Consider the following 25,875-nt stretch of genomic DNA (forward strand, 5'->3'; position numbering starts at 1 on the left):
TACCGCGGTCCGGTCAGGTGCCCGGCTCGTAGTCCTGGCCCAGGACCACCGAGACCCTGGCGTTCCCGGAGACCTTGCCCTTGGTGACGGACTCGGTGGGCAGTCCCAGGGTCTTGGCCACCTCGGAGGCGTTCTCCTTGTCGGCGTCGTCCGCGTAGACGACCTCGGAGGCCGCGGCCGCGGTGGCGGTCCCGCCCTCCAGGAAGGTGAAGCCGCCGTTGAGGAGCACGACCCTGGCCTTCTCGGTGTTGTCCGCGACACCGGTGGCGTTGCGCACGGAGACGCTGACGGCCGCGTCCTTGTCGGGGCTCTTCGCGGTGCCGCCGAGCACCTCCTTGACCACGCTGTCGCTCGTCTCCGCGGTGAGCGTGCCGTCGTCCTGGACCGGCAGCAGCGTGGTGCCGTGGTCGCCGCCCTTGGCCAGGTCGGCGAGCCGGGCGAGGAAGGAGCCGAGGTCCTTGTCGGTCAGGGGCGGCTCGATGATCTGCCCCAGGGTCTGGATGGTGGTCGTCGCGGCGCCCGCGTCGGACGTCATCTTCCGCAGCACCCCCTGCATGACCTGCCCGAACCGCTCCAGCTGGGCGTTCTGCGCCTCGCCGGAGGCACGGTGGGTGGCGTAGGCGACGGCCGCCTTCCCGCTGAGGGTCTGGCCCTTCCCCTTCCTCACCAGGGGGGTCTCGCCCTTCTTCTTCGCGTCCGGGTCGGGCACGTCGGCGTCGGTGTCGATGACGATGTTGCCGATCAGGTCGACGAGGTTCTGCAGATAGGGCGTGTCCAGCCGCCAGGTGCCCTCGATGTCGGTGCCGAGGGCCGTGTCGAGGGCGCTCCGGGTGCCGCCGGATCCGTCGTCCTCGACCGACTTGGCGAGTGTGGTGGTGGTGCCGTCCTCCGCGGCGAGGGCCAGGGAGTTGGGCAGCAGGACGGTGGTGCCCTGCTTGGTGGTGGTGTTGTCGACGAGCAGCGCGGTGGCGGTGCCGCCCCCCTTGGTGTCGTGCAGGTGGACCACGAGGACGTCCCGCTTCTGGGCGCCCGCGGCCGTCGTGGTGCCCGTACCGGTGTCGGAGCCGGACAGGCCGGGGAGCTTTCCGGCGTACCAGAGGTAGCCGACGCCGCCGGCCGCGACCAGGGCGAAGACCACGACCAGGGCGACGACCCGGCTGCGTGCGCGGCGTTTGGCCTCTTCGCGGCGCTCGGTGCGGTTCTCGGTGAACTGCAGCCAGTCGATGACGTCCTCGGAGTCGCCGTCCGGTTCCTCGACGAAGGCGAACTGCTCGGTGCGGTATTCCCGTTCGGGCGTCTCGGAGTCCGCGGCCGGGCGGTCGTCACGGTCGTCACGGTCGTCACGGTCGTCGGGTCCGTCATAGCCGTCGGGGCCGGTTCCGTCGTCGGCCGGGCCGGGCTGCTGCGGGATGTGCGCGGTCTGTTCGGCGACCCGGGGCTGCTGCCCGGTGCCGCCCTGCGCGGTCTGCCCGTAGGAATCACCGTAGGGGTCGCCGTAGGGGTCGTACGGGGCGGCCGTTCCGCCGCCCTGGGGGGTGCCGTAGCCGCCCTGGGCCCCGTAGGGGTCGTAGGAGGGCGTCTGCGACTGCTGCCCCGTCCCGGTCCCGGCCCCGTAGGGGTCGTAGGACTGCGGGGGGTGTTGCTGCGAGCCGCCTCCGGGGACGTACGGGTCGTAGTCGTAGCCGCCGTCGTAGCCCTGCCAGCCCTGCCCGTACGGGTCCTGCTGCCCCTGCTGCCCGTACGGGTCCTGCTGCCCCTGTGACCGGTACGGATCGTACGGCTGCTGCGGGGCCTGCTGGGCCGTTGCCTGGGTGTCGGCCTGGCGGTAGACGGGCCGGCCGTACTCGTCGTAGCCCACGAGCCCGTAAGGATCGTCCCCTCCGTCGCCGTATCCCGCGTCGTATCGGTCGTTCACCGGTGCCCCTCTCGGCTCACTCGCCGCGGTACAGCTCACGCTTGGCGATGTAGCGCACGACCCCGTCCGGCACCAGGTACCAGACGGGATCTCCCTTGGCGACTCTCGCACGGCAGTCCGTCGAGGAAATGGCCAGGGCGGGAACCTCGACGAGCGAGACGCCCCCCTCGGGCAGGCCCGCGTCGGTCAGATGATGGCCGGGCCTGGTGACGCCCACGAAGTGCGCGAGGGAGAACAGTTCCTCGCTGTCCCGCCAGGTGAGGATCTGCGCGAGGGCGTCGGCTCCGGTGATGAAGAACAGGTCTGTGTCGGGGTTGAGCGCGCGCAGGTCACGCAGGGTGTCCACGGTGTAGGTGGGCCCGCCGCGGTCGATGTCGATCCGGCTCACCGAGAACTGCGGGTTCTCGACGGTCGCGACGACCGTCATCAGGTAGCGGTCCTCGGCCGCGGAGACCAACCGGTGGCTCTTCTGCCACGGCTGCCCGGTGGGGACGAAGACCACCTCGTCGAGGTGGAACCGCGCGGCGACCTCGCTGGCCGCCACCAGGTGCCCGTGGTGGATCGGGTCGAAGGTGCCGCCCATGACGCCGAGGCGGCGCCTGCCAGGCTGCGGCGGGCCGTTGCCCGGGCCGCCGGCCCGGCGCGGCGCCGGACGGTGCTCGGCGCCGCTCACCGGCTGCCTGGCCGTGCCCTCGGCCCCCGCCCCGGTCGTGACTGCGGCCTCGATCGGTTCCCCGGCCGTGTCATCCACCGGACCGGTAGGCATGTCCTGCTCTCCCATGCGTGCAGACCCTACCGGCCCTCCCTGAACGCTCCGGCCGCCAGGTGCACCCTTTGGCCACGCCCGAACGGGATCCGGGGATCCGGGGATCCGGGGATCCGGGGATCCGGGGATCCGGGGATCCGGGGATCCGGGGATCCGGGAGTCCGGGAGTCCGGGAGTCCGGGAGTCCGGGAGTCCGGGAGTCCGGGAGTCCGGGAGTCCGGGAGTCCGGGAGTCCGGGGAATCTACCGGTCGCGGTTGAAGCGGGTCGTGATCAGCAGCAGGAGCAGCAGGCCGGCCAGGACGCAGCCGCCGACCAGGTAGGGGTTGAGGCTCTCGTGGTTGCCACTGTGCTCTCCGCCCTCGGCGGCGAGGGTGACCAACTGGGCAGCGGCGCTGTGGAAGCTCATCTTCGGCAGTACCTATCACGTGTGGGCGGGATAAAGACGTCGGCTCATCGTATGCGGGCGTCTTCGCGCCGATCACTCCGACTCCGCCGTTGCGGGCCCCGGCCGCCTCTCCGGTACCTCCCCGCGCCTCCCCGGCGTCCCTCCGTCGCCTCCACGGTCGTCTTCCCACCGGTCTTCCCACCGGTCTTCCCACCGGTCTTCCCGCCGGCTCTTCCCGAGCGGGTGGGCCGGCAGGGTCACGCAACCATCCCGCGGTCCTGATCGTCCTTCCCGGAGAGCCGGGCGGCTCGGGAACGACACTCCACACGCGCGCTCCCGGCCTCGTTGCTCTTCCGCTCCACCGGTCCGCTCCACCGGTCTGCCGGTCCGCGCCTTCTCCACCTAGGCTGGGCCCCGCCCCGGGGCGGTCGAAGGACCGAACAGGGGACCGCCGAGGGACGGTACCGGTAACCGCGAAGATCACAACGGACCGCGAAGGTCACACAGACGCACATGGGGGACACATGTCCGACGGCCATCAGCACAACGGGCACGAGAAGGTGCCGAGCAGGCAGCGCAGGCGTTTCCCCGGAATCTCCTCGCGTGCGTACGAACACCCCGCCGACCGCTCCGCCCTGGTGGCGCTGCGCAAGCTGACCGGTTTCGACACGGTCTTCAAGGCTCTGAGCGGCCTGCTGCCCGAGCGCAGTCTGCGGCTGCTCTTCCTGTCCGACTCGGTGCGCGTCTCGGAACGGCAGTTCGCGCACCTCAACGTCATGCTGCGGGACGCCTGCTACATCCTGGACCTGGAGAAGGTCCCGCCGATGTACGTGAAGCAGGACCCGACGCCGAACGCGATGTGCATCGGCATGGACGAGCCGATCATCGTGGTCACCACGGGGCTGGTCGAGCTGCTCGACGAGGAGGAGATGCGGGCCGTCGTCGGGCACGAGGTCGGGCACGCGCTGTCCGGGCACTCTGTGTACCGGACCATCCTGCTGTTCCTGACGTCCCTCGCGGTGCGGGTGGCCTGGATCCCGCTGGGCAGCGTCGCGGTCATGGCGATCGTGACGGCGCTGCGCGAGTGGTTCCGCAAGTCGGAGTTGTCCGCGGACCGTGCGGGGCTGCTGGTGGGCCAGGACCCCCAGGCCTCGATGCGCGGCCTGATGAAGATCGCCGGCGGCAACCACCTGCACGAGATGAACGTCGACGCGTTCCTGGAGCAGGCCGAGGAGTACGACGCCGGGGGCGACCTGCGCGACTCCGTGCTGAAGATCCTCAACGTGCTGCCCCGCTCCCACCCGTTCACCACCGTCCGGGCCGCCGAGCTGAAGAAGTGGGCGGAGACCCGCGAGTACCAGCGGGTCATGGAGGGCCACTACCCGCGACGCGACGAGGACAAGGACGCCTCGGTACGGGACTCCTGGCGCGACTCGGCGAGCAGTTACGCCGGCGACGTGAAGAACTCCAAGGACCCGCTGATGAAGCTGGTCAGCGACATCGCGGGCGGCGCCGGCGACCTGGGGGGCCGGGTCCGCCGCGGCTTCGGCGGCTTCACGTCCTCGGGACCGGGGTCCGCGCAGGCGCCGGGCGGGACCCGGGAGCCGGGCACGTCGTCGGACCCGGACGCCGGGGACGACCGGCCGCCGCGCGACGGCGCCTGAGACGCGGGCGTCACACCCTGGGCTGTGCTGCCGCCGCCAGCGAGCCGCACAGGGCCGGGGTGCCGTCCGTGGCGTACGGGTCGGTGCCGGCGGGTCCGCCCTCCTTGGCCGTGCCGCCCGCCAGCAGGGGGCGCAGACGGCTCGTGGAGTCCTCGGCGCAGGACAGCGGGCCGGCCTGGACGTGGGAGACGACGAGCTGCGTCTGGTGCAGGCGCAGGTCCTCGCGGTCGAAGCGGAAGTGCAGTTCGCGCCGGACGGTGAACAGCGACACCCGGGCTCCCTGGCCCGCGTCGGCCGGCCGCAGCGCGTACACCGAGGTGTGGTCCGCGGTGACCTCGAGGGTGCCGGAGTCGGCCTCGGACGCCTGCAGGGTGCCCCGGACGCGGATCCTGCGGTCGGCCAGCTCCGTGCGGGAGGGATCGAAGCGGACGAGCCATCCGGTGGGCGCGTGCCGCCCGTCCGGGGCCGGCCGGGTGAAGCTCCGGTCGAACTGGTCCTGCTGGTCGACGCCGAGCAGGACGCGTACGGAGCGGGTCTCCCCGCCGGTGAGCACCTGGGGGTCGAGGGCGGACCGGACGATGTAGTCCTTCGCGGTGAGCAGCGCCGTCACGACCTGCCCGTCCGAGAAGTGCTCGGTACGCCGGGATGCCGGGAGGGGCACCCCCTTCGCCCCGACGCTGAACTGCGCCGCCGGGCTGCTGTCGTACAGCCGTTGGGAATCGGTGGTGCCGGGCACCTTGCCCTCGGGGGCGAGCGGGATCACGGTCATGCGCAGCGACTCGGCGGCCTCACCGGCGCCGGGCGCCCGGGATGGATGGCGTACGCCCATGTAGATCGCGGTGCCGAAGGCCATGGCGATCAGCACCACGAGGAGCAGCACCTGCCGGGACAGGCCCCGGTGCCGGGGCGGCCGGCGGCGCACGGCGGGGGCGTGGTCGGTGATGCGCTCCTGGGCGGAGAACTCCTGAAGGCGGGCAGCCCGGACAAAGGTCTCGTCGAAGACGACGGACCGGTACTCGTCCTCGCCACCTCCGGGGGTGCCCTCGGGTGCTCCTCCGGGTGGGTCCGCAGGCCCTGCCATATCTTCAGAGTAGGTCGCGGGAGGCCCGTGTAAACACCGTGGCGTGCGCCAAGTCGTGGCGGCTTCCCGGCTCGGGCGGACGGCCTCGCCGCCCGCCCGCACGACGAGCCTCAGGGGCTGCTCGGGATCACCGTGACGTCCGGCCGGGAGTAGTCGGCGGAGGCGGACGGAGCCGCGCCGCCGCCCTGCTCCAGGCCGGTCGAGGCGGGCGGCGGCACCGGGTCCTGCCGGTTGTTGGCGGAGGACCCCCGGTAGACGGCCGAGAAGGCGAGCGCGACCATGCCGACGCCCATCACCAGGGCGAGCATCCAGGCGACCGGGCGGTGCCAACGGACCTGTCTGCCGTACGGCCCCGGGGAGCCGTAGTCGTCCTCCGGGGTGTCGGGGCCGTCGTCCCCGCCGGTGAGGTCGTCACCGGCGCCGTCGTCCCGGTGGCGGCGGCCGTACCATCCGTGACCGTCGTACCGATCGGTCGTCGGGCGGGTGCGGTGGGCCTCCGCCTCGGAGGCCTCGGCTCTGGCCTGCGCGGCGGCGAGGAGGCGTTCGACGGCGGTCGGCTCGTGGACCACGGCCGCGCCGATGAAGGCCTCGTCGAAGACCACGGGGCCGAACTCCTCGTCCGACACTCCGCGGTCGTGGTCGTCGTCGGGCTCCCCGCCGTCAGGGAACGGCGTGCCCCCCACGTCCTCCGGCACCCCTCCAGAGTAGACCGGAGGGGTCATTTTGGGCAGACGGTACGGAAATTCGTCCGTCCGCCCCCGCGGTGTGGGTCAGCGGCGGACGTGCCCGTCGCCGGTCACGATGTACTTGGTGCTGGTCAGCTCCGGCAGGCCCATCGGCCCCCGGGCGTGCAGCTTCTGCGTGGAGATGCCGATCTCCGCGCCGAAGCCGAACTGGCCGCCGTCGGTGAACCGGGTGGAGGCGTTGACGGCGACGGTGGTGGAGTCCACCAGTTGGGTGAACCGGCGGGCCGCCTGCTGCGAGGTGGTGACGATGGCCTCGGTGTGGCCGGAGGTCCACAGCCGGATGTGCTCCACGGCCCGGTCGAGCGAGTCGACGACGGCCGCGGCGATGTCGTGGGAGAGGTACTCGGTCTCCCAGTCCTCCGTGGTGGCCTCCACGACCGTCGCCGCGGAGTCCTTGGCGTATGCCATCACCCGCTCGTCGGCGTGCACGGTGACCCCGGCTTCGGCCAGGGCCTCCAGGGCGCGCGGCAGGAACGCGGGGGCGATGTCCTGGTGGACCAGGAGGGTCTCGGCGGCGTTGCACACGCCGACCCGCTGGGCCTTGGAGTTGACCAGGATCTCCACGGCGGTGTCGAGGTCCGCGTCGGCGTCGACGTAGACGTGGCAGTTGCCGGTGCCGGTCTCGATGACCGGGACGACCGACTCCTGGACGATCGTGTTGATCAGGGAGGCACCGCCGCGCGGGATGAGGACGTCGACCAGGCCGCGGGCGCGCATCAGCTCGCGCACGCTGTCCCGGCCCTCGCCGGGCACCAGCTGCACGGCGTCGGCGGGCAGCCCGGCGCCGCCCACGGCGTCGCGCAGCACCCGGACCAGTGCGGTGTTCGACCGGTACGCGGAGGACGAGCCGCGCAGCAGGACCGCGTTGCCGGACTTCAGGCACAGGGCGGCGGCGTCGACCGTGACGTTGGGGCGGCCCTCGTAGATGATCCCGACGACGCCGAGCGGCACCCGGACCTGCCGCAGGTCGATGCCGTTGGGCAGGGTGGAGCCGCGGACGACCTCGCCGACCGGGTCGGGCAGCGCGGCCACGTCCCGCACGTCGGAGGCGATCGCGCGCACCCGCTCCGGGGTGAGGGTGAGCCGGTCGATCATGCCCTCGCTGATGCCCGCCTCACGTGCCTTGGCGACGTCCTGGGCATTTGCTTCGACGATCTCGCTCGCCCGGACCTCCAGCGCGTCCGCGACGGCGAGCAGCGCGTCGTCCTTCGCCGCGCGTGGCAACGGCGCGAGGGTGGCGGCGGCCCCCTTGGCCCGGTATGCGGCCTGGTTGACCGGAGACATCGAGTCGTATGGCGAAAGCGTGGTCATGGGGGAAGGGTAGTGCGGCCGGAGGGCCTGATCACCGGTATCCCGAACCCCGAGACACCGGGAGCCGTGACCGGCCGGTACACGGGAGCCGTGGCCGCCGGTACAAAGGGCCGTGGTCGCTCGCGGAGGGCCGAACCGATCCCCCGGGTCGGAACGGATGCACCCCCACCGACGTCGCCGGCGCCGGGCCGTAGCCCGCGCTCCTCTTTGCGCCTCGACCGGCGCCGCTCTCGCGTATGCGGTGGCGCGCCGTAGGGGTTGCTCAGTTGCTGGTTGCGGTGCGTGGCCGTATGTGGTGGTTGCGGGCCGTGGTCGCCGTCCGTGCTCGCCGTCCGTGGTTGCGGGCCGTGCTCGCCGTCCGTGGTTGCGGGCCGTGCTCGCCGTCCGTGCTCGCCGTCCGTGGTTGCGGGCCGTGGTCGCGATCGGCCGCTGTCGGTCTAGAACGGATGCACCCCTACCGGCGTCGCCGGCGCGGGGCCGTAGCCCGCGGCGATGCGCTGGTGGTAGGTGACCCGGTCGATGACCTCCAGGCCGACGATCTCCCAGGGCGGCAGTCCCGCGGTCTGCCGGTGCTCGCCCCACAGCCGCAGCGCCACGGCGGCGGCGTCGTGCAGGTCACGGGCCTCCTCCCAGTAGCGGATCTCCGCGTGGTCCTCGGCGTACCGGCTGGTCAGCAGGAAGGGGTGGTCGTGAGCGAGCTGTTCCAGGGCGCGGCGGACCTCGGTGATCGGCGCCCGGCCGCCGGAGACGCTGAGGGTGATGTGCCACAGACGCGGGAGGTCCCGGGACTCGCCGCTCTGGAACCGGTCGCCCGCCGCGACACTGGCCAGTGCGCGTTCCTCGCCGACCGCGCGGGAGCCGGCACCACCGCGGGACGTCGTCGTCCCAGGGCGCACTCGTCTCACGACGGCCTCCTTCACGCACAGGCCGGCCCCTGAGGCCGGGCAGATGTGTTCCCTGGAACAAAGTGGAGCAGGCCGCCGGGCGTCGTGGGGCGGTTTTGCGGAACGTCCACCACGGGGGGCGCGCGATCCGGCACATTTACGGATGCAGGACCACCAGATCGTCCCTGTGTACGACCTCGCGTTCGTACTCGGGGCCGAGGTCCCGGGCGAGGTCGTGGGTGGAGCGGCCGATCAGCCGGGGGATCTCTTTGGCGTCGAAGTTGACCAGGCCGCGGGCCACCGGCCGCCCCGCGCGGTCCCGCAGCTCGACCGGGTCGCCCGCGCTGAACTCGCCTTCGACGCCCGCGATCCCGGCCGGCAGCAGCGACTTGCGGCGCTCGACGACCGCGCGCACCGCGCCGTCGTCGAGGGTGAGCGAGCCCTGCGGGGTGGACGCGTGCTGGAGCCACAGCAGCCGGTCGGCGGAGCGCCGGCCGGTGGGGTGGAAGTAGGTGCCGGTGTCCGCGCCGGCGAGGGCGTCCCCCGCGTGGACGGTGCTGGTCAGTACGACCGGGACGCCCGCGGCGGCGGCGATCCGGGCGGCCTCGACCTTGGTGACCATGCCGCCGGTGCCGACGCCGGCCTTCCCGGCGCTGCCGATCTCGACGTGGGCGAGGTCCTCCGGGCCCCGCACCAGCGAGATCCGCGAGGTGCCGGGCCGGGCGGGGTCGCCGTCGTACACGCCGTCCACGTCGGACAGCAGGACCAGCAGGTCGGCGTGGACCAGGTGGGCGACGAGGGCGGCGAGGCGGTCGTTGTCCCCGAAGCGGATCTCGTCGGTGGCGACGGTGTCGTTCTCGTTGACGACCGGGAAGGCGCCCATCGCCAGCAGCTTGTCGAGGGTGCGGGAGGCGTTGCGGTGGTGGGCGCGGCGGCTCATGTCGTCGGAGGTGAGCAGCACTTGGCCGACGCGGACGCCGTAGCGGGCGAAGGATGCGGTGTAGCGGGCCATCAGCAGACCCTGGCCGACGCTGGCGGCGGCCTGCTGGCGGGCGAGGTCGCGCGGTCGCCGGGTGAGGCCCAGGGGGGCGAGCCCGGCGGCGATGGCACCGGAGGAGACGAGGACGAGTTCGCGCTCTCCCCCGGACCGTACTTTGGCGAGCACGTCGACGAGTGCGTCGACCCGGTCGGCGTCCAGGCCGCCCGCCGCGGTCGTCAGCGACGAGGATCCGACCTTGACGACGATCCTGCGGGCCTCGCCCACGGCCTGCCTTGCCCCTGCCACCTGGTGTGCCGTCCCCTCGCGTCTGACGCGTGTCGATCGATCGCTCACCGGGAAATCTACGGGAAGGGGCGGTGCGGTGCGCTGCCGTTTCACGCTGCGGACCGCACCGCGGAACCGGTTCGGGCTCCGCGAGCGGCTGCGTCCTCAAGACTGCCGGGCACGGAGAAGCGCACCGTACGTCCGGGTCCGAGCCGGCTCGTCGCATGGCCGGGCGGCCTTCCAGCGCGTGTTCATGGGTGAACCTACTCGAAACAACTCAGCCACTGAACCCACGCTGGAGCAAGGCGCGGACTCCCTGGGAATCGAGGAGTCACGGCCACACCACAGCAGACGGGTGCCTGAAGCCGGAATCGGCCAACCCCGGTCATTCCCCCCGCACACGGCGCGGATCGACCTTCACCGGCTCCGGCTCTTCCTCCGTCCTCACCGCCCGGCCTGAAACGGGATCAGCATCACGCTCATCCGGATCACCGTGACCTGCTTGAGAGGAAATGCCCGCTCGGTCCTGACTGTCGGGGAGCGGTGACGGGTCATAGCAGTTCACGGTCGGGCCGGCAGGTGGACACGCCCGTGTCGTCCGGGGGTCGGTGCACGTTAATCCCCAGACGTCCTTCGTGTGACGACTTTGGAGTGACCGCAGTGCACGTACCTCTTCCCCTCCGATGGTTCGCGGCAGGACTTCCTCACCGACGAACCGCCCTGAAAGCGTGTGTCGCCACCGCTCTCGTGGGAGCCGTCGTGGCGCAGGCCGTCGGAGCCCTGCTCGCGAACGTCCCGCTGCTGCTCACCGCGACCGTCGTGTCCCTGGCGGTCGAGGGCGTCCTGTACCGGTGGCAGCCCGGCATGCTGCCGTTGTTCGTCAAGGCGCACGCGGACATCACCGTCCGCCACCTGCTGCGGGACCTGCTGCTGGTGGTGGGTCTGCTGCGGCTCACCGAACAGCACCGGGAGGCCCAGTACACTCCGCTCGTCGCCGGTCTGCTCGTCTTCTACGCGCTGCACTGCGCGATCCAGGCCGTGTCCGTGCTGGTCCGCCGCACCCGCACGCCGCCGGTGCTGACCCGGAACATCGACGCCTCGGTCCTGCGGCTGCCCCCCGCCCCGGCCGCGCTGCTGCGCCGCCCCGGACATCGGCTGCTGCTCCTGGGCCTGCCCGCGACCGCCGGCCTGGCCACGGCGGCGGTGACCCGGGAGTCCTTGCCCGCGGCGGCCGGGGTCGCGGTGTCGGTCGTGCTCGCGGCGGCCGGCCTGGGCGCCCTGCTGATGCGGCTGCTGCCCTCCCGGCGTCCGGCGGGCGAGCAGGAGGTGCTCGACTGGTTCGACGCCTGGCTGGCCGAGTACCGGCCCACGGTCGGCCTGTACTTCTCCGGCGGGGTGTCCTCCGCCTACCAGGCCAACATGTGGCTGGAGACGATGAGCAGACTCGACGGACGGCCCGTCGTCATCCTGCGCGAACGGTTCATGACGGCGAGGATCGCGACGACCGACCTCCCCATCGTGTGCCTGCCGAAGGTGTCCACCCTCATGCGGCTCGAGCACTCCACGCTGCGGGTGCTCATCCACCCGTCGAACTCCGGCAAGACCTCGCAGGTGCTGCGCATCCCCACGATCAAGCATGCCTTCGTCAACCACGGAGAGAGCGACAAGCTGTCGTCCTGCAACCCGTACGCGAAGGCCTACGACGAGGTGTGGGTGGCCGGCCCCGAGGCGCGTGAACGGTACGCGCGGGCCGGGGTCGGGGTCGAGGACAAGGACGTGGTGGAGATCGGGCGTCCCCAACTGGACGCCGTACGACCCTGGTCGGGCCCGCCGGCGGCCGGCGCCCGGACCACCGTGCTGTACGCGCCGACCTGGGAGGGATGGGACGGCGACCCGGGCAACACCTCGGTGATCGCGGCCGGGGAGAACCTCGTACGGGTGCTGCTCGCGGACCCGGGTGTGCGCCTGCTGTACAAGCCGCACCCGCTGACCGGCTCGGTGGAACCCGCGGCGGGCGCCGCCGACCGGCGCATCCGGGAGCTGATCCGGGCGGCGAACCGGGAGCGGCCCTCGGCATCCGCGCGACCCGCGCGATCCGCCTCGGAGCTGGACCGGCTCACGGCCGAGCTGGACCGGCTCACGGCGGCCGGGGTCCGGGAAGGCGCCGACCAACTGGAGCGGATGCTGGCCCAGTCCGTCCCACCGCCCGGCCGGGCCGAGGCGGTGGCGAGGGCCACGGCGGCCTGGGAGGAGGCCTACTGGGCGTCGCTGCCGGAGGCGGAGCACCAGATCGTCACAGGCGTACGGCCCGCCCTGTACGCCTGCTTCAACATCGCCGACCTGCTGGTCAGCGATGTGTCCAGCGTCATCAGCGACTTCCTCGCCAGTGGCAAACCGTACGCGGTGGCGAACACCAGCGGGCTGTCCGAGGACGCTTTCCGCGCCGCGTTCCCGACGGTGGCGGCGGCGACCGTGCTGCTCCCGGACGCGGGCGGGGTGCCGGCTCTGCTGGAGGCGGTCCGGCACCCGGAGAAGGACGAACTGGCGGACGCCCGTACGGAATTGAAGCTGCGGCTACTGGGCCCCGACGAGCCGACGTCACAGGAGCGCTGCAACGCGGCCCTGCGCGACCTGTCCGCGGCGGCCCTGGACACCAGGGCACACCGTGACCGGGCCGGGGCACGGCACCCGCGACCGCAGCGGCTCGCGGAGGACCTGCCCGGTCCCCGTCGGGATTCCGACGCCGCCCCGGGTGCCGGCACGCACTCCGGCACCGCGGCCGACGCGGCTGCGGCGAGGCCCGTCACGCCGCCGTCGCGGTCGGTGCCTCCGGGGTGACCTTCTCGGCGGGGGCCAGCAGGCGGCGGGCCCGGCGGGCGACGCGGCGCAGGACGGTGGGCGTGCCGCCCTCCCGGTAGCCGGGGAAGGCGCGGGCCTCACGGGGCTCGGCGAGGTAGACGGCGTCGGGGATGCCCGCCGCCCGGTCACGGAAGTGCGGATACCCGAGGTAGAGGCGTCGGCCCCGCCGTTCCAGGAGGGGCGGCGCCTGCTTCTTCGACGCCGTGAACCTCACCGCTTCGATGAGGAGTTCGAGCCGCTGTTCGGCCACCAGGTGCAGCCGCAGCCGCTCCCCGACCTTCAGATGCCGGGCGACGCCCTCGGTCCAGTGGGCGTCCGTCAGCGGCTTCGCCAGCTCCAGTTTGCGCCGCCGCACCCGGTCGCCGTCCTTGAGGAATCCGGGGCCGAACTGCGGGAGCAGGGTGATGGTGAAGGGCCGCACCATCAGCCTGTCACGCCGGGGGCCCTCCGGGACGAGGCCGGCGATCAGGTTCATGAGAAGTCGGGCGGAATCGAACCGCAGGGCATAGCCCCCGCTCTTGGTCACGTGCTTGCCGTCGTCGCGGCCCACCAGGTAGTAGCAGGTGTGGTCGGCGACCACGGAGACGCCGTCCGCCCTGAGGTACGCCTCCATGGTGAACAGCGCGTCCTCGCCGGTGTAGAGCGACTCGTCGAACCGTATGCCGTGCCGGTCCAACAGGGCGCGGCGGAACAGCTTCTGTGCGCTGAGCGTGTACATGATGTTGGAGGAGTGCACGTCGGTGCGCTCCACCGTACGGCCGAACATCGACTTCGGGGCGCCGCGGTCGACGCCCTCGATCCGCCCCAGGACGACATCGGTGCCGGCCCGGTCCGCCATGGCGACCATCCGCTCGAGGGCTTCGGGGCCCAGCCGGTCGTCGGCGTCCAGGAAGAAGACGTACCGCCCGCGGGCCCTGTCCAGTCCGACGTTGCGCGGGCCGCTGGGACCGCCCGAGTTCGCCTGCCGGAGCACGGTGACGCGCAGGGGCGCACGCTCCGCGAACTCCTCCAGGTACTCCCCCGTGCCGTCGGTCGAGCCGTCGTCGACGGCGACGACCTCGATGCGCTGCGGACCGATGGTCTGCGCCTCCACGGAGGCGAGGCAATCGACCAGGTACGGCATCGCTTCGTACGCCCCGATGACCACGGTGACGTCAGGCTGCGCCACGGTCACGTTTCCCCCTTGTTATGGGATATTTCCCTCTGTATCGCCTCATTCGCTACTTGGTTAGACGGGTGTTCGAGGTAGGAGGTTGCTTCAAACTCCCGTTCAAGTGGTCTACACCCCAAGGGTGTTGGGGAGACTCGGCCAACGGCTGCCCGTACAGAAGGGCTCGGCTCCGAGGAGTTGTTCCTCGGAGCCGAGCCCTGTCAGGTGTTCGGGTGTCCGGGTGTCCGGGTGTCCGGGGCCGGTCAGTTCGCTCCGGTACCGTCCGTCTCGCCGGTCACCGACGCCGCCTGTGCGGGCAGCGCGTCCGCCGGCTCCACGTCCGGGCCGCCGACCACGGTCCGGGACTCCTGGCCGAGGTTGCGCGTCTCGGCCTTCCGGGCGAGCCGCGCGACCGCGGCGTTGAACTGGTCGATGGAGGCCGGCTCGTCCGAGCCCAGCAGGTAGCGCTTGAGTTCGTCCCGCTCCCCGGCCAGCGGATCGGCCTGCGGGTCGCGGACCGCCTCGAGCAGCTCGGCCAGCCCGGTCGCGTCATTGGACAGGACCACCGCGGCGCGCACCGCCGTGTTCTGCCGCTTGAACTTCTCCGCCCCCAGCCCGGCGGAGTCGGTGACCGCGTACGGCTTGCCGCTGGCGATGAAGTCGGAGACCACGCTGGAGATGTCGGAGACCATCGCGTCGGACACGTTGAAGCAGTCGTACAGGCGCGGCTGGGCCTCCGTGATGACGCGGTGCTCCCAGTCGGGGAAGGAACTCCAGTACGCGGTGTTCCACTCGGCGCGCAGCCGGGCGGTCTCCTCGTGCAGCGCCACGTCGATCAGGCCGTCGCGGCTGGTCTCGGCCTCGTCCCCCTTGTCGGTGGAGCCGGCCAGGTCGGCCAGCCGGGCCTCGATACGGGCCAGCTCGGCCCGCGCCCGGTCCTGCGCCGCCGTGTCGACGGTGAAACGGGCGTCGGCGGCGCGCTCGGCCGCGGCCTGTTCGATCAGCTCGGTGATCCGCCGGTGGGCGGCCTTGGCCTGCCCGCTGCGGGTGCCGGTGAAGGGGTGCGGCTTGTAGAGGACGCGGACCGCGGGGTCGGCCGCGATCAGCCGCTTCACGATGTTCTCGCCGGCCAGCAGGAGCGAGGTGTTGCCCGGGTTGTCGTCCCAGCCCTCCCAGGTGGGGGCGTAGAGCACCGTCGGGCGGTGGTCCTCGGCGGAGCCCGCGGCCGTGGCCTGCCAGGTCTCGATGGGGGCCAGTTGCGGGCGGCCGACCTCGACGATGTCGTCGTCACGGACGCCGACGTCGGCGATGGCATAACGGTCGCGGCCCGCGCGGCCGGCCGTCCACACCTCGTCGTAGACCTTGCTGAACGGGTTGACGCTGGCGATCTTGTCACTGTCGCCGTGCCCGACGAAGACGTGCTTCATGGTCGGCACGCGCAGCAGGTGGATGTTCTTGCCGACGTTCGCCGCGTACAGCGCGACCCGCACCGTGGACAGGTCCAGGTTCATCAGGTGCACCCCTCCGGGCACGCAGATGACCGGCACCGTGGCGGGGGCCAGGTTGGTCAGTATGGCCCGCTCGCGCAGGATGACCAGCGGCCGGGTGTCCAGCTGCTCCATGGTCTCCAGCCACATGTTGACCTGGTACACGGAGTCCCTGGAGCCGGAGAAGTACAGCACCGTCTCGGGCCGGTACTCGCGCAGCCAGTCGTCGACCGCCACCAGAACCTGGTCGGCCTTCGGCGGTATCCGTTGGCCCCGCACGTAGGGCACCAGGGCCAGCACGTAGGCGAGGCTCAGGACCACCGTGATGCCGATACCGACGAAACCGAGGAGGGCCGAGTCGAGGGCCGCGGCGAGCAGTATGCCGCCGACCGCCGCCAGGTCGAGGTGGAGCATCTTCTCCGCGGCGCGGTGCGTCAGCGCGCGCGGCGGCGCGTCCGGGATCCGGATACGGGACGCCAGGTCCACGTTGCGGGTGGCCACCGGCATGCGCCGGCGGCTGCGGATCAGTGTAGTCAGCGCGCCGTGCGGGGCCTGAAGGCCGTAGAACGCGATGAAGCAGGCGATCGCCCCGTAGTAGATCAGGTTGTCCGCGAGGGACATCCGGGCCAGCAGCAGGATCAGCAGCAGCTGGCGGATCAGGAAGCGGATCGACAGGCCCGCCCGCACCTTGCTGAGGCGGTTGACCAGGTAGCTGCCCCTGCGGTGCAGATAGTGGTCGGCCAGGTAGGTCACGGCGGCCGCTGCGGCGAAGGCGGGAACGCTCGGGACGAGCGCGGCCAGCATGAGGCAGGGGAAGCCCAGCATCACGAGGACCGCTGCGGCCAGCTCGGCCGCGCTGCCCACCCGGGCGACGCGAATAGCGGTGGATATCAACGGAGAAACCTGCTCTTGGAGGGGGGAGTGCGGGTTTGTACCTGTGGGTAATTCGTTGACGACGGACTCAGGCCCCCGCGAACACCCGCGCAGGAACTGCGTAAACGGGAGGCCGCAGAGGCCTGAATTACCGAATTCTATTTGCCGCCAATTATTACACGCCGTCCTGACGGTCCAGCACCGACGCGAGTGCCTGCTCGAAGCCGCTGGCACGGGCCGCGCCCGCCGTCGGGTCCTGCTGCCGCACGTCGATGACATGGCCGGTGAGCTCGGAGAGCAGCACGTCCAGGGACGTACGGGCCACCGCCTCCGAGGACAGCAGACTGCCCGCCGGCTCCTGGCCGAAAGCCTTGGTCCGCATCGGCGTGGCGGTGCGCTCCGGGTTGACGCAGTTGACGCGGACACCCTCGCCGGCCCACTCGTCGGCCAGCGCCTGGGTGAGGTTCACCATCGCGGCCTTGGTGGAGGAGTAGAGGCTGTACTCGGCGCGCCCCCGGGTGTAGCTGCTGGAGGTGTAGAGCAGCAGCTGGCCCTTGCTCTCGGCGAGGTACTTGTAGGCCGACCGGGCGATCTGCACGGGGGCCAGGTAGTTGACCTTCAGCGCCTCCTCGATGGTGGCGTTGTCGGTCTCGGCCAGCTTCCCGATGCGCAGCACACCGGCCGTGTTGACGACGTAGTCGATGCGGCCGGTCTCGGCGTACGCCTTGGACAGCGCGTCGTCGACCTCCTCCGGGTTCTCCACGTGGGTGCCGGTGGTGGAGCGGCCGAGCGCGTACACCGTGGCGCCGTAGGACTCGGCGAGCTCGCAGATGTCCTTGCCGATGCCGTACGAACCGCCGAAGACGACGACGGTCCTGCCGGTGAGCAGCTCGCGATAGGCGGCCTCCCCCATCTGCTCGGGGGTGGCCGTGGAGGCGAGCTGGAACAGCTTGTCGGCGATGAAGACGTCGACCGGCTGGGTGACCTTCATGTTGTACTCGTCGCCCGCGACGACGTGGATCGGCACGTCGGGCAGGTACTTGAGTACGACCGAGCAGTCGTCCGTGGCCTGGAAGTTGGGGTCGTTGGCGGCGACCTCGTAGGCACGGCGGATCGTGGACAGCTTGAACGCCTGCGGGGTCTGGCCGCGGCGCAGCCGGGCGCGGTCCGGGATCTCGGTGATGAACTCGCCGTCGTCGCCGTGGGTCCGCGTGACGATGATGGTGTCGGCGGACGGGATGGCCACGTCGACGGCCTGGTAACGCTCCAGGGCGCTCACACAGTCGTCGATGACGCGCTGCGACAGCAGGGGGCGGACGGCGTCGTGGAAGAGGACGTTGCGGTCCTCGCCCTCGGCCAGGCCCTCGCCGAGCGCCGAGATGGCCCGCTCGGTGGTCTCGTTCCGCGTCGAGCCGCCCTCGATGACCCGGGTGACCTTCTTGAGCCCGGCCTTGGCGACGATCTTCTCGATGTCGGGCACATAGCCCGGCGCCATCAGCACGATGATGTCGTCGATCGAGTCGGCGTTCTCGAAGGTGGTCAGGGTGTGCTCGATGACTGCCTTGCCGGCGATCTTCAGCAACTGCTTGGGAATCGAAAGACCCACCCGCTGACCGGTGCCACCGGCCAGGATCACTGCGGTGGTACGGGGCTTGGCTATGGACTGGGACACAGGTGACCTACCTTGAGGCATCAGGGAACTGCAAAATGGTCCCACTTGTGGTTACCGCGATGCAAGGTGAGCGCCCTTCATCGCATATGTGCGCGCAACCTTTCATTCACCTTAGACCCCTGGTGGCCGGACGAGGGTTCCCGGGTCGCCCGGATCGTTGCTGTGAGTAACCGCACAGGCGGGAAGCCCGTGACCGCGTGTACGCCGACGGTCGCCGCGGCAGCCCGGCCCTCTTCCGGAAGGTACGGATCTTCACGGCCCGCAAGGCGGGGCTGCACCTTTTCTTCATATTCGGGGTGCGGTAAAGGGGGAAGCGCCCGACAACAGGAAATTCATCTTGTCCGTCCACCCTTTACCGAAGAATTCTCCATAAAGATTCGGCGACTTTTCGGTGTCGGTGAGGAAAACGGAGCGGAGCCCGGGACCGTACCGGTCCCGGGCTCCGCCCTCGTCGAGTGGCGGCCCGACGACTGAAGGCCGGCCATCAGCCGGCCGTCAGTCGGACGTCACACCACGTGGACGCCGGGGCGGCCCGCCGCCACCCGCAGCCGCGCCAGCGTACGGGGCGTGGCCTGCGGCTTCACCACGGTGTCCACCACCCGCACCCGCGCGTCGATGCCGCCCTGGCGGATGTCGAACAGGTGGTAGCCGCGGTGGGCGTCGAGCAGCTTCCAGTGCGGGTTGTCCGCGCGCCGCGGGTCCCACTGCTCGCGGAAGGCGGCCTGGTCCTGGTCGCCGTTGCTGGAGATGGACGTACCGACGAACTCGGCGCCCACGACCGCGGAGGACGGGTCGGCGAAGTCCTCCTTGAGGTCGCTGATCATCGTCAGATGGCGGTCTCCGGTGAGCACGACGGGATTGCTCACCCGCCGGAACTCCCGGAGCAGCGCGTTGCGTTCGGCCTGGTAGCCGTCCCAGGCGTCGTAGAACCAGAGCTTGCCCTCACCGGCCTGGAGGTCGGTCTCGGCCATCATGATCTGCGAGGCGATCAGGTTCCAGCGGGCGGGCGAGTGGCGCAGTCCGTCGACCAGCCACCGTTTCTGCGCGGCGCCGAGCATGGTCAGCGACGGGTCCTGGGCGCCCTCCTGGCTGGTCGCCTGGTCGCTGCGGTACTGCCGGGTGTCCAGCACGTTGAGCCGGGCGAGCCGGCCGAACTCCAGCCGGCGGTGCATCCGGATGTGCGGGCCGTCGGGGACGGCGCTCGCGCGGACCGGCATGTGCTCGTAGTACGCCTGGTAGCCCGCGGTCAGCCGGGCCGTGAACGCGTCGTGCGGCTGCTTGCCGGGGTCCTGCGGGATCTCGCCGGCGAAGTCGTTGTCGATCTCGTGGTCGTCGAAGGTGACCACGAAGGGGGCGTTGGCATGCATCGCCGCGAGGTCCGGGTCCGAGCGGTACTGGGCGTACCGGTTGCGGTACTGGGTCAGGCTGTACGGCTCCCCGCCGCCCTCGTGACGGCGTACGCCGGTCGCCGACGGGGCGGACTCGTAGATGTAGTCGCCGACGAACACGACGACGTCCGGGTCCTGCCGCAGCATGTCGGCGTACGGCGTGAAGTAGCCGTGCTGCCAGTTCTGGCAGGAGGCGAGCGCGACCCTCAGGTGGCCGCCCGTGCTCCGCGCGGGGGGCGCGGTGCGGGTGCGGCCGACCCGTGAGAGCTGTCCGTCGGCGCGGAAGCGGTACCAGTACCGCCGGTCCGGGCGCAGCCCGCGTACGTCGACGTGGACGCTGTGGCCGTAGGCGGAACGGGCCCAAGCGGTGCCCCGGCGGACGGTCCTCCTGAAGCGGGAGTCCTCGGCGAGCTGCCACTCGACGGGTACCGCGCGGTCCGGCATCCCCCCGCCGTTCAGGGGGTCGGGGGCGAGCCGGGTCCACAGCACGATCCCGTCCGGCAGAGGATCGCCGGAGGCTACACCCAGGCTGAACAGCCCGTCGGGCAACGGTTTCCGCTCCACCGCGCGAGCCGTGGCCGGCAGCCACAGCTGGGCGGAGGCCGCCGCGCCGAGCGCGGCGGCACCGGCGGTCAGAACGCGGCGGCGGTCGGGTGACACTGCTCCGGACATAGGTGGACTCCCCTGCCTCGCATGCGACGTGGACACTGGGAAGTTCTCGGTCCGGAAGGTCCCCGCACTGAACTCAGCGGGGTGCGTGCATGACAAGAAAGCGGACAAGAGGAAACCCGCCCCGGCACGGGAACGTCCCCTTGCCTGGGCGGGTCCTGAAGGTGAGCGGCGGACGGCGGACAGGGATCCCGCCGTCGGAGCCGTCCCGGGGTTCTCCACAGGCCCTACAAGCTCTGCAGGTCCCCCGCGGGGCTTACGACTTGTCGCGGAACGGGTCGAACTCGTCGTACTCCTGCTCGGCCTCGTCCCGTTCGGCCTGCCGGTCGCGACGGCGCTGGGCGGCCGGGCGGGGCTCCTCGAAGCGGTGGTCCTCGCCACGCCGGCCGAGCATCTCCGCTCCGGCGGTCACCGTCGGCTCCCAGTCGAAGACGACGGCGTTGTCCTCGGGGCCGATGGCGACACCGTCGCCGGTGCGGGCCCCGGCCTTCAGCAGCGCCGCTTCCACCCCGAGCCGGTTGAGCCGGTCGGCGAGGTAGCCGACGGCCTCGTCGTTGGTGAAGTCGGTCTGGCGGACCCAGCGTTCGGGCTTCTCGCCACGTACCCGGAACAGTCCTTCGTCCTCGAGGGTGACGGCGAACCCGGCGTCGTCCACGGCCTTGGGCCGGATGACGATGCGCGTCGACTCCTCCTTCGGGCGGGCGGCCCGCGCCTCGGTCACCAGCTGGGCCAGCGCGAACGACAGTTCCCGCAGCCCGAGGTGGGCGACGGCGGACACCGCGAAGACACGGTAGCCGCGTGCCTCCAGGTCCGGCCGCACCATCTCGGCGAGGTCCTTGCCGTCCGGCACGTCGGTCTTGTTGAGGACGACGACGCGGGGCCGGTTGTCGAGGCCGCCGTACTGTCGCAGCTCCTCCTCGATGATGTCGAGGTCGGAGACGGGGTCGCGGTCGGACTCGAGCGTCGCCGTGTCCAGCACGTGCACGAGCACACTGCACCGCTCCACGTGCCGCAGGAACTCGAGCCCGAGGCCCTTGCCCTGGCTGGCGCCCGGGATGAGCCCCGGCACGTCGGCGATGGTGTAGACGGTCGAACCGGCGGTGACCACACCCAGGTTGGGCACCAGGGTGGTGAACGGGTAGTCGGCGATCTTCGGCTTGGCGGCGGAGAGCACGGAGATCAGCGAGGACTTGCCCGCACTGGGGTAGCCGACCAGCGCCACGTCGGCGACGGTCTTCAACTCCAGGCCGATGTCCCGCAGGTCTCCCGGCTCACCGAGCAGCGCGAACCCGGGCGCCTTGCGCCGCGCGGAGGCGAGGGCGGCGTTCCCGAGCCCGCCCCGGCCGCCCTGCGCGGCGATGTACGAGGTCCCGTGCCCCACCAGGTCGGCGAGTACATTGCCCGCCTTGTCCAGGACGACGGTCCCGTCCGGCACCGGCAGGACCAGGTCCTGGCCGTCCTTGCCGCTGCGGTTGCCGCCCTCGCCGGGCTTGCCGCTGGTGGCCTTGCGGTGCGGGGAGTGGTGGTAGTCGATCAGGGTGGTCACGGACTGGTCGACGGTGAGGATCACATCGCCGCCCCGCCCGCCGTTACCGCCGTCGGGTCCGCCCAGCGGCTTGAACTTCTCACGGTGGACGGAGGCACAGCCGTGACCTCCGCTACCCGCGGCGACATGCAGCTCGACGCGGTCCACGAAGGTGGTCATGTGGGGTGCCTCCAGAGGCGGTGAGGTGTACGTACGTAGGTGTTTCCTGTGCCAACACGCGAAAGGCGGACCCACCTTCCCGTCAGGGAAGTGAGGTCCGCCTCGCGAAAGCTTCCGATCAGGCGACCGGAACGATGTTCACGACCTTGCGGCCACGGTGGGTGCCGAACTGCACCGCACCGGCCTCCAGCGCGAACAGCGTGTCGTCGCCACCACGGCCGACGCCGGCGCCCGGGTGGAAGTGGGTGCCACGCTGACGGACGAGGATCTCACCCGCGTTGACGGCCTGACCGCCGAAGCGCTTCACGCCGAGCCGCTGGGCATTGGAGTCGCGACCGTTCCGGGTGGACGATGCGCCCTTCTTGTGTGCCATCTCTCCTCAGTCCCTTACTTCGCAGCCGCGGGGATCTCAGTGACCTTGATCGCCGTGTACTGCTGGCGGTGGCCCTGACGACGGCGGTAGCCGGTCTTGTTCTTGTAGCGCAGAATGTCGATCTTCTGGCCCTTGTGGTGGTCCACGATCTCAGCCTGGACCTTGATACCGGCCAGCACCCACGGGTCGCTGGTCACGGCGTCGCCGTCGACGACGAGCAGGGTCGAGAGCTCGACCGTGTCGCCGACCTTGCCCGTGGAAATCTTGTCAACCTCAACGATGTCGCCGACAGCAACCTTGTGCTGGCGACCACCGCTGCGCACGATGGCGTACACGCGGATCTCACTCTCACTCGAAGAACGGCACCCCGCAGGCCAGCCGCCCACCGGATACAGGGGGCAACCTCTCCCGAGCCGGTCCATGCACCCGGGAGGAAAAGGTTTACGGGGATGTGGCGGTCCCGATGGACACGCCGAGGGTCAAGGTTACGGTGCGTGGCCCCAAGGGGTCAAACCGGGCCCGAACCACCGGTGACGGTGACGGGCGCCCGGTGGACGGGGTCCCGCCCGGCGGGTCAGCCCCCGAGCAGGTGGGCGCGCCCGAACATGGTCGCCGCGACCCGCGCGGTCGGCGTGCCGGAGTCCAGATCCGCACCGGCCTCCCGCAGCACCCCGACCACCTCGTCCGCGCCCTTGAACAGGGCGCCGGCGATGGGGGTCTGGTCCCGGGCGTTGCGCAGATCCGGGTCGGCGCCGAGCCGGATCAGGGCCCGCACGGTGTCGGCGTGGCCGTGATAGGCGGCGAGCATCAGCAGGGTGTTGCCGGCCGCGTCGGTCACGTCCACCGGCAGTCCGTGCTCCACGAACTGCACCACCTGCTCGGTGCTGCCCTCGCGGGCCAGATCCATGGCGAGGGCCACGACGCGCTCCGTCTGCTCAGGTGTCAGACCGTCCCTGCTCATGCGCATCTCTCCTGATCGAGCGGTCGTGCCGGTCCAGCGGTCGTGCCGGTCGCGTCCATGAGGACGTCGGGGGGTGACTGCGCCGTGCCCGGCGCGGACCACCGGGTGGTCCGCGCCGGGCACGGCGGGGGGGCGTACCGCCTGCCCCTCCTTTGAGCGGTCAGGCTCAGAGGTTGCCGGCGGCCAGGGCCTCGATCGCCTTGCGGACGCCTTCGCCGTAGGCCGGGTCGGCCTGGGTGCAGTTGGCGATGTGCCGTTCGACGGTCTGCTCCGACGCGCCGTTGATGGCGCGCGCCGTGTTCTCGAAGAGAACCTGCTGCTGCTCGGGGCTCATCAGGCGGAAGAGGTTCCGGGGCTGCTCGAAGTAGTTGTCGTCGTCCTCACGGAAGTTGAACCGGTCGGCGACGGCGCCCACGGCCTGGCTCGGCTCGCGGTAGGCCGGCTGGTCGGCCCAGCGGCCGTAGGAGTTGGGCTCGATGCCCGGGGTGGATCCCTGGTTGCCGTCGATCCGCATGGCACCGTCGCGGTGGTAGGTGTTCACCGGGTTCTTCGCGGCGTTGACCGGGATCTGGTGGTGGTTCACACCGAGGCGGTAGCGCTGGGCGTCGCCGTAGGAGAAGAGGCGGCCCTGCAGCATCTTGTCGGGCGAGTAGCTGATGCCCGGAACCACGTTCGCCGGGGTGAAGGCGACCTGCTCGACGTCCGCGAAGTAGTTCGCGGGGTTGCGGTTGAGCTCCCATTCGCCGACCTCGATCAGCGGGTAGTCCTTCTTCGACCAGACCTTGGTGAGGTCGAAGGGGTGGAAGCGGTAGTTCTCCGCGTCGGCCTCCGGCATGATCTGGACGAACATCTTCCACTTCGGGAAGTCGCCGTTCTCGATCGAGTCGTAGAGGTCGCGCTGGTGGGACTCTCGGTCCTTGCCGACGAGGGCCTCGGCCTCGGCGTCGGTGAGGTTCTTGATGCCCTGCTGGGTGCGGTGGTGGAACTTGACCCAGAACCGCTCGCCCTCGGCGTTGATCAGGCTGTAGGTGTGCGAGCCGAAGCCGTGCATGTGCCGGTACGAGGCGGGGATGCCGCGGTCGGACATGACGATCGTGATCTGGTGCAGGGCCTCGGGGAGGTTGGTCCAGAAGTCCCAGTTGTTCTCGGCGTCGCGGAGGTTGGTGCGCGGGTCGCGCTTCACCGCGCGGTTGAGGTCCGGGAACCTCAGCGGGTCGCGGAAGAAGAAGACCGGGGTGTTGTTCCCGACCAGGTCCCAGTTGCCCTCGTCCGTGTAGAACTTCAGGGCGAAGCCGCGGATGTCGCGCTCGGCGTCGGCCGCGCCGCGCTCACCGGCGACGGTGGAGAACCGGACGAACAGGTCGGTCTTCTTGCCGATCTCGGAGAAGATCTTCGCGCTCGTGTACTGCGTGATGTCGTGGGTCACCGTGAAGGTGCCGAAGGCGCCCGAGCCCTTGGCGTGCATCCGGCGCTCCGGGATGACCTCGCGGTCGAAGTGCGCGAGCTTCTCCAGGAACCACACGTCCTGCAGGAGCATCGGACCGCGGGGACCGGCCGTCAGGGCGTTCTGGTTGTCGGCAACCGGCGCGCCGGCGGCCGTCGTCAACGGCTTCTGGTTGTTCTCGGTCAAAGCTCGCTCCTCGGTGAGTGGTTCTTCGCTGGGAATCAAGGCCTGCGGTCCGGGCCGTCCGAGCATCCGCGCAAGCCGCTCCGCGGCTCTCATCGTATACCCTACGTTGGACAAGGTCTAAGTCAAGGCAACCTTCAGAACCATACCTGTTCTTGAGCTGGGTTCCATCGCTGATTAGGGTGACGTGCATGAGCGATCTCTTGAAGAGGCTTCGGGAACGTGGCTGGCGCCTGACCGCACAGCGGCGTGTCGTCGCCGAGGTCCTCGCCGGAGACCACATCCACCTGACCGCCGACGAGGTGCACGCGCGGGCGACGGAGCGGCTGCCCGAGATCTCCCGGGCGACGGTCTACAACACCCTGGGCGAACTGGTGTCCCTGGGCGAGCTCCTCGAGGTCTCGACCGACCACCGCGCCACGCGCTACGACCCGAACGCGCACCGCCCCCACCACCACCTGCTCTGCGACCGCTGCGGAACGATCCGCGACGTGCACCCGACGGGCAACGCCCTCTCGGCCCTCCCGGAGTCGGAACGCTTCGGATACACGCTCTCCGCCGTCGAACTGACCTACCGCGGAACCTGTCCGGACTGCATGACCTGATACCGGAGCAGCTCTCGCGCCGGCTCCATGACCGCTCGCCGGACGCCCGGCCCGGCGTGTCCCGGCGGCCGCGGGTGCGGACCGGGCGGGGACGGCGGGGGGCGGCACACGGACCCGGGCGGTGATCCGCAGCCGCTCGACGTCACGGCGCGAATCGCCCTCGCTCGCGCCCTCGGCGGCGGTGCGCACGACGACATCCGCGTCCTCGTCCTCGGGGACGTACACGAGGCAGCGGCCCACGAGGGAGACCCGGCCGGACGGACGGGCACCCTATGTGCCCGATCGGGTCCTTCGTCACCCGGGCGAGGACCGGCCGGCCCGGCTTCGGCGCGGCCTCGGTCCGACGCGGGCCGTCGGCCATGCCCAGGCGCTCACGCGGGGTGTCTCCAGAGGCGGTCCGGTGTACGTGCGTACGCGGTTCCCGGTCGACACGCGAAAGGCGGACCCGCCTTCCCGTCAGGGAAGTGAGGTCCGCCCCGCTTCTCGCGA

Annotated in this window: 20 protein-coding genes and 1 pseudogene; 3 read left to right on the top strand and 18 right to left on the bottom strand. The window is 71.0% G+C overall.

What is annotated here, in order from left to right; all coding sequences use genetic code 11:
• Positions 1-13: 13 nt before the first annotated feature.
• From V4Y04_RS11800 to V4Y04_RS11810, 3 genes are all read right to left on the bottom strand, one after another.
• On the bottom strand, positions 14-1,915 hold the full coding sequence (locus V4Y04_RS11800) for an LCP family protein (RefSeq protein ID WP_332427569.1): 1,902 nt from the start codon (positions 1,913-1,915) through the stop codon (positions 14-16).
• 16 nt (positions 1,916-1,931) lie between these two features.
• On the bottom strand, positions 1,932-2,696 hold the full coding sequence (gene nadD / locus V4Y04_RS11805) for a nicotinate-nucleotide adenylyltransferase (protein ID WP_332427571.1): 765 nt from the start codon (positions 2,694-2,696) through the stop codon (positions 1,932-1,934).
• Positions 2,697-2,923: 227 nt separating this feature from the next.
• A complete protein-coding gene (locus tag V4Y04_RS11810; RefSeq protein ID WP_332427573.1) occupies positions 2,924-3,088 on the bottom strand; it encodes a hypothetical protein in 165 nt (54 codons plus the stop codon).
• Between the two features lie 503 nt (positions 3,089-3,591).
• Here V4Y04_RS11810 and V4Y04_RS11815 point away from each other — a divergent pair.
• Entirely contained in the window at positions 3,592-4,731 is a 1,140-nt protein-coding gene (locus V4Y04_RS11815; RefSeq protein ID WP_332427575.1) for a M48 family metallopeptidase, read from the top strand.
• A 10-nt stretch (positions 4,732-4,741) separates the two neighbouring features.
• Here the strand turns inward: V4Y04_RS11815 and V4Y04_RS11820 are convergent, their stop codons facing one another.
• From V4Y04_RS11820 to proB, 5 genes are all read right to left on the bottom strand, one after another.
• Positions 4,742-5,812 carry an SCO2583 family membrane protein gene (locus tag V4Y04_RS11820; protein WP_332427577.1) on the bottom strand — a complete coding sequence of 357 codons (1,071 nt, stop codon included), beginning with the start codon at positions 5,810-5,812 and terminating at the stop codon, positions 4,742-4,744.
• Positions 5,813-5,922: 110 nt separating this feature from the next.
• Complete coding sequence (locus V4Y04_RS11825; RefSeq protein ID WP_443079997.1) at positions 5,923-6,507, bottom strand: SCO2584 family spore wall biosynthesis protein; 585 nt, start codon at positions 6,505-6,507, stop codon at positions 5,923-5,925.
• A 75-nt stretch (positions 6,508-6,582) separates the two neighbouring features.
• Positions 6,583-7,869 carry a glutamate-5-semialdehyde dehydrogenase gene (locus V4Y04_RS11830; RefSeq protein WP_332427581.1) on the bottom strand — a complete coding sequence of 429 codons (1,287 nt, stop codon included), beginning with the start codon at positions 7,867-7,869 and terminating at the stop codon, positions 6,583-6,585.
• A 437-nt stretch (positions 7,870-8,306) separates the two neighbouring features.
• Positions 8,307-8,765, bottom strand: a complete 459-nt coding sequence (locus V4Y04_RS11835; RefSeq protein ID WP_332432797.1) for a hypothetical protein — start codon at positions 8,763-8,765, stop codon at positions 8,307-8,309.
• Between the two features lie 145 nt (positions 8,766-8,910).
• Complete coding sequence (gene proB, locus V4Y04_RS11840; RefSeq protein WP_332432798.1) at positions 8,911-10,017, bottom strand: glutamate 5-kinase; 1,107 nt, start codon at positions 10,015-10,017, stop codon at positions 8,911-8,913.
• Positions 10,018-10,776: 759 nt separating this feature from the next.
• Here proB and V4Y04_RS11845 point away from each other — a divergent pair.
• Entirely contained in the window at positions 10,777-12,855 is a 2,079-nt protein-coding gene (locus tag V4Y04_RS11845) for a hypothetical protein (RefSeq protein WP_332427582.1), read from the top strand.
• Here the strand turns inward: V4Y04_RS11845 and V4Y04_RS11850 are convergent.
• From V4Y04_RS11850 to V4Y04_RS11890, 9 genes are all read right to left on the bottom strand, one after another.
• Positions 12,821-14,050, bottom strand: coding sequence for a glycosyltransferase family 2 protein (locus tag V4Y04_RS11850; RefSeq protein WP_332427584.1), 1,230 nt, complete (start codon positions 14,048-14,050; stop codon positions 12,821-12,823). The two genes, V4Y04_RS11845 and V4Y04_RS11850, sit on opposite strands and share 35 nt — an antisense overlap.
• A 239-nt stretch (positions 14,051-14,289) precedes the next feature.
• Positions 14,290-16,377: a hypothetical protein gene (locus V4Y04_RS11855; RefSeq protein WP_332432799.1), complete on the bottom strand. Its 2,088-nt coding sequence runs from the start codon at positions 16,375-16,377 to the stop codon at positions 14,290-14,292.
• Between the two features lie 184 nt (positions 16,378-16,561).
• Entirely contained in the window at positions 16,562-18,058 is a 1,497-nt protein-coding gene (locus V4Y04_RS11860; RefSeq protein WP_332427587.1) for a bifunctional cytidylyltransferase/SDR family oxidoreductase, read from the bottom strand.
• Positions 18,059-18,564: 506 nt separating this feature from the next.
• Entirely contained in the window at positions 18,565-20,118 is a 1,554-nt protein-coding gene (locus tag V4Y04_RS11865; RefSeq protein WP_332427588.1) for an alkaline phosphatase D family protein, read from the bottom strand.
• 253 nt (positions 20,119-20,371) lie between these two features.
• The gene (gene obgE, locus V4Y04_RS11870) at positions 20,372-21,820 is read right to left on the bottom strand and encodes a GTPase ObgE (RefSeq protein WP_332427589.1); all 1,449 of its coding nucleotides are present in this window, start codon (positions 21,818-21,820) and stop codon (positions 20,372-20,374) included.
• 118 nt (positions 21,821-21,938) lie between these two features.
• Positions 21,939-22,193: a 50S ribosomal protein L27 gene (gene rpmA / locus V4Y04_RS11875; protein WP_007449530.1), complete on the bottom strand. Its 255-nt coding sequence runs from the start codon at positions 22,191-22,193 to the stop codon at positions 21,939-21,941.
• A gap of 14 nt (positions 22,194-22,207) precedes the next feature.
• Positions 22,208-22,528, bottom strand: a complete 321-nt coding sequence (gene rplU, locus V4Y04_RS11880; RefSeq protein WP_003976204.1) for a 50S ribosomal protein L21 — start codon at positions 22,526-22,528, stop codon at positions 22,208-22,210.
• Positions 22,529-22,767: 239 nt separating this feature from the next.
• On the bottom strand, positions 22,768-23,154 hold the full coding sequence (locus V4Y04_RS11885; protein ID WP_332427591.1) for an ankyrin repeat domain-containing protein: 387 nt from the start codon (positions 23,152-23,154) through the stop codon (positions 22,768-22,770).
• A gap of 166 nt (positions 23,155-23,320) precedes the next feature.
• The gene (locus tag V4Y04_RS11890) at positions 23,321-24,784 is read right to left on the bottom strand and encodes a catalase (protein WP_332427592.1); all 1,464 of its coding nucleotides are present in this window, start codon (positions 24,782-24,784) and stop codon (positions 23,321-23,323) included.
• Positions 24,785-24,972: 188 nt separating this feature from the next.
• Here V4Y04_RS11890 and V4Y04_RS11895 point away from each other — a divergent pair, with 188 nt between their 5' ends.
• On the top strand, positions 24,973-25,386 hold the full coding sequence (locus V4Y04_RS11895; RefSeq protein ID WP_332427593.1) for a Fur family transcriptional regulator: 414 nt from the start codon (positions 24,973-24,975) through the stop codon (positions 25,384-25,386).
• 126 nt (positions 25,387-25,512) lie between these two features.
• On the opposite strand, the pseudogene V4Y04_RS11900 reads toward V4Y04_RS11895, so the two are convergent.
• Positions 25,513-25,777 (bottom strand): annotated as a pseudogene (locus tag V4Y04_RS11900) (Rne/Rng family ribonuclease); the annotation flags it as partial.
• Positions 25,778-25,875: the final 98 nt, after the last annotated feature.

Origin of the sequence: Streptomyces sp. P9-A2 (assembly GCF_036634175.1) — a bacterium.
Lineage (GTDB): Bacteria > Actinomycetota > Actinomycetes > Streptomycetales > Streptomycetaceae > Streptomyces > Streptomyces pratens.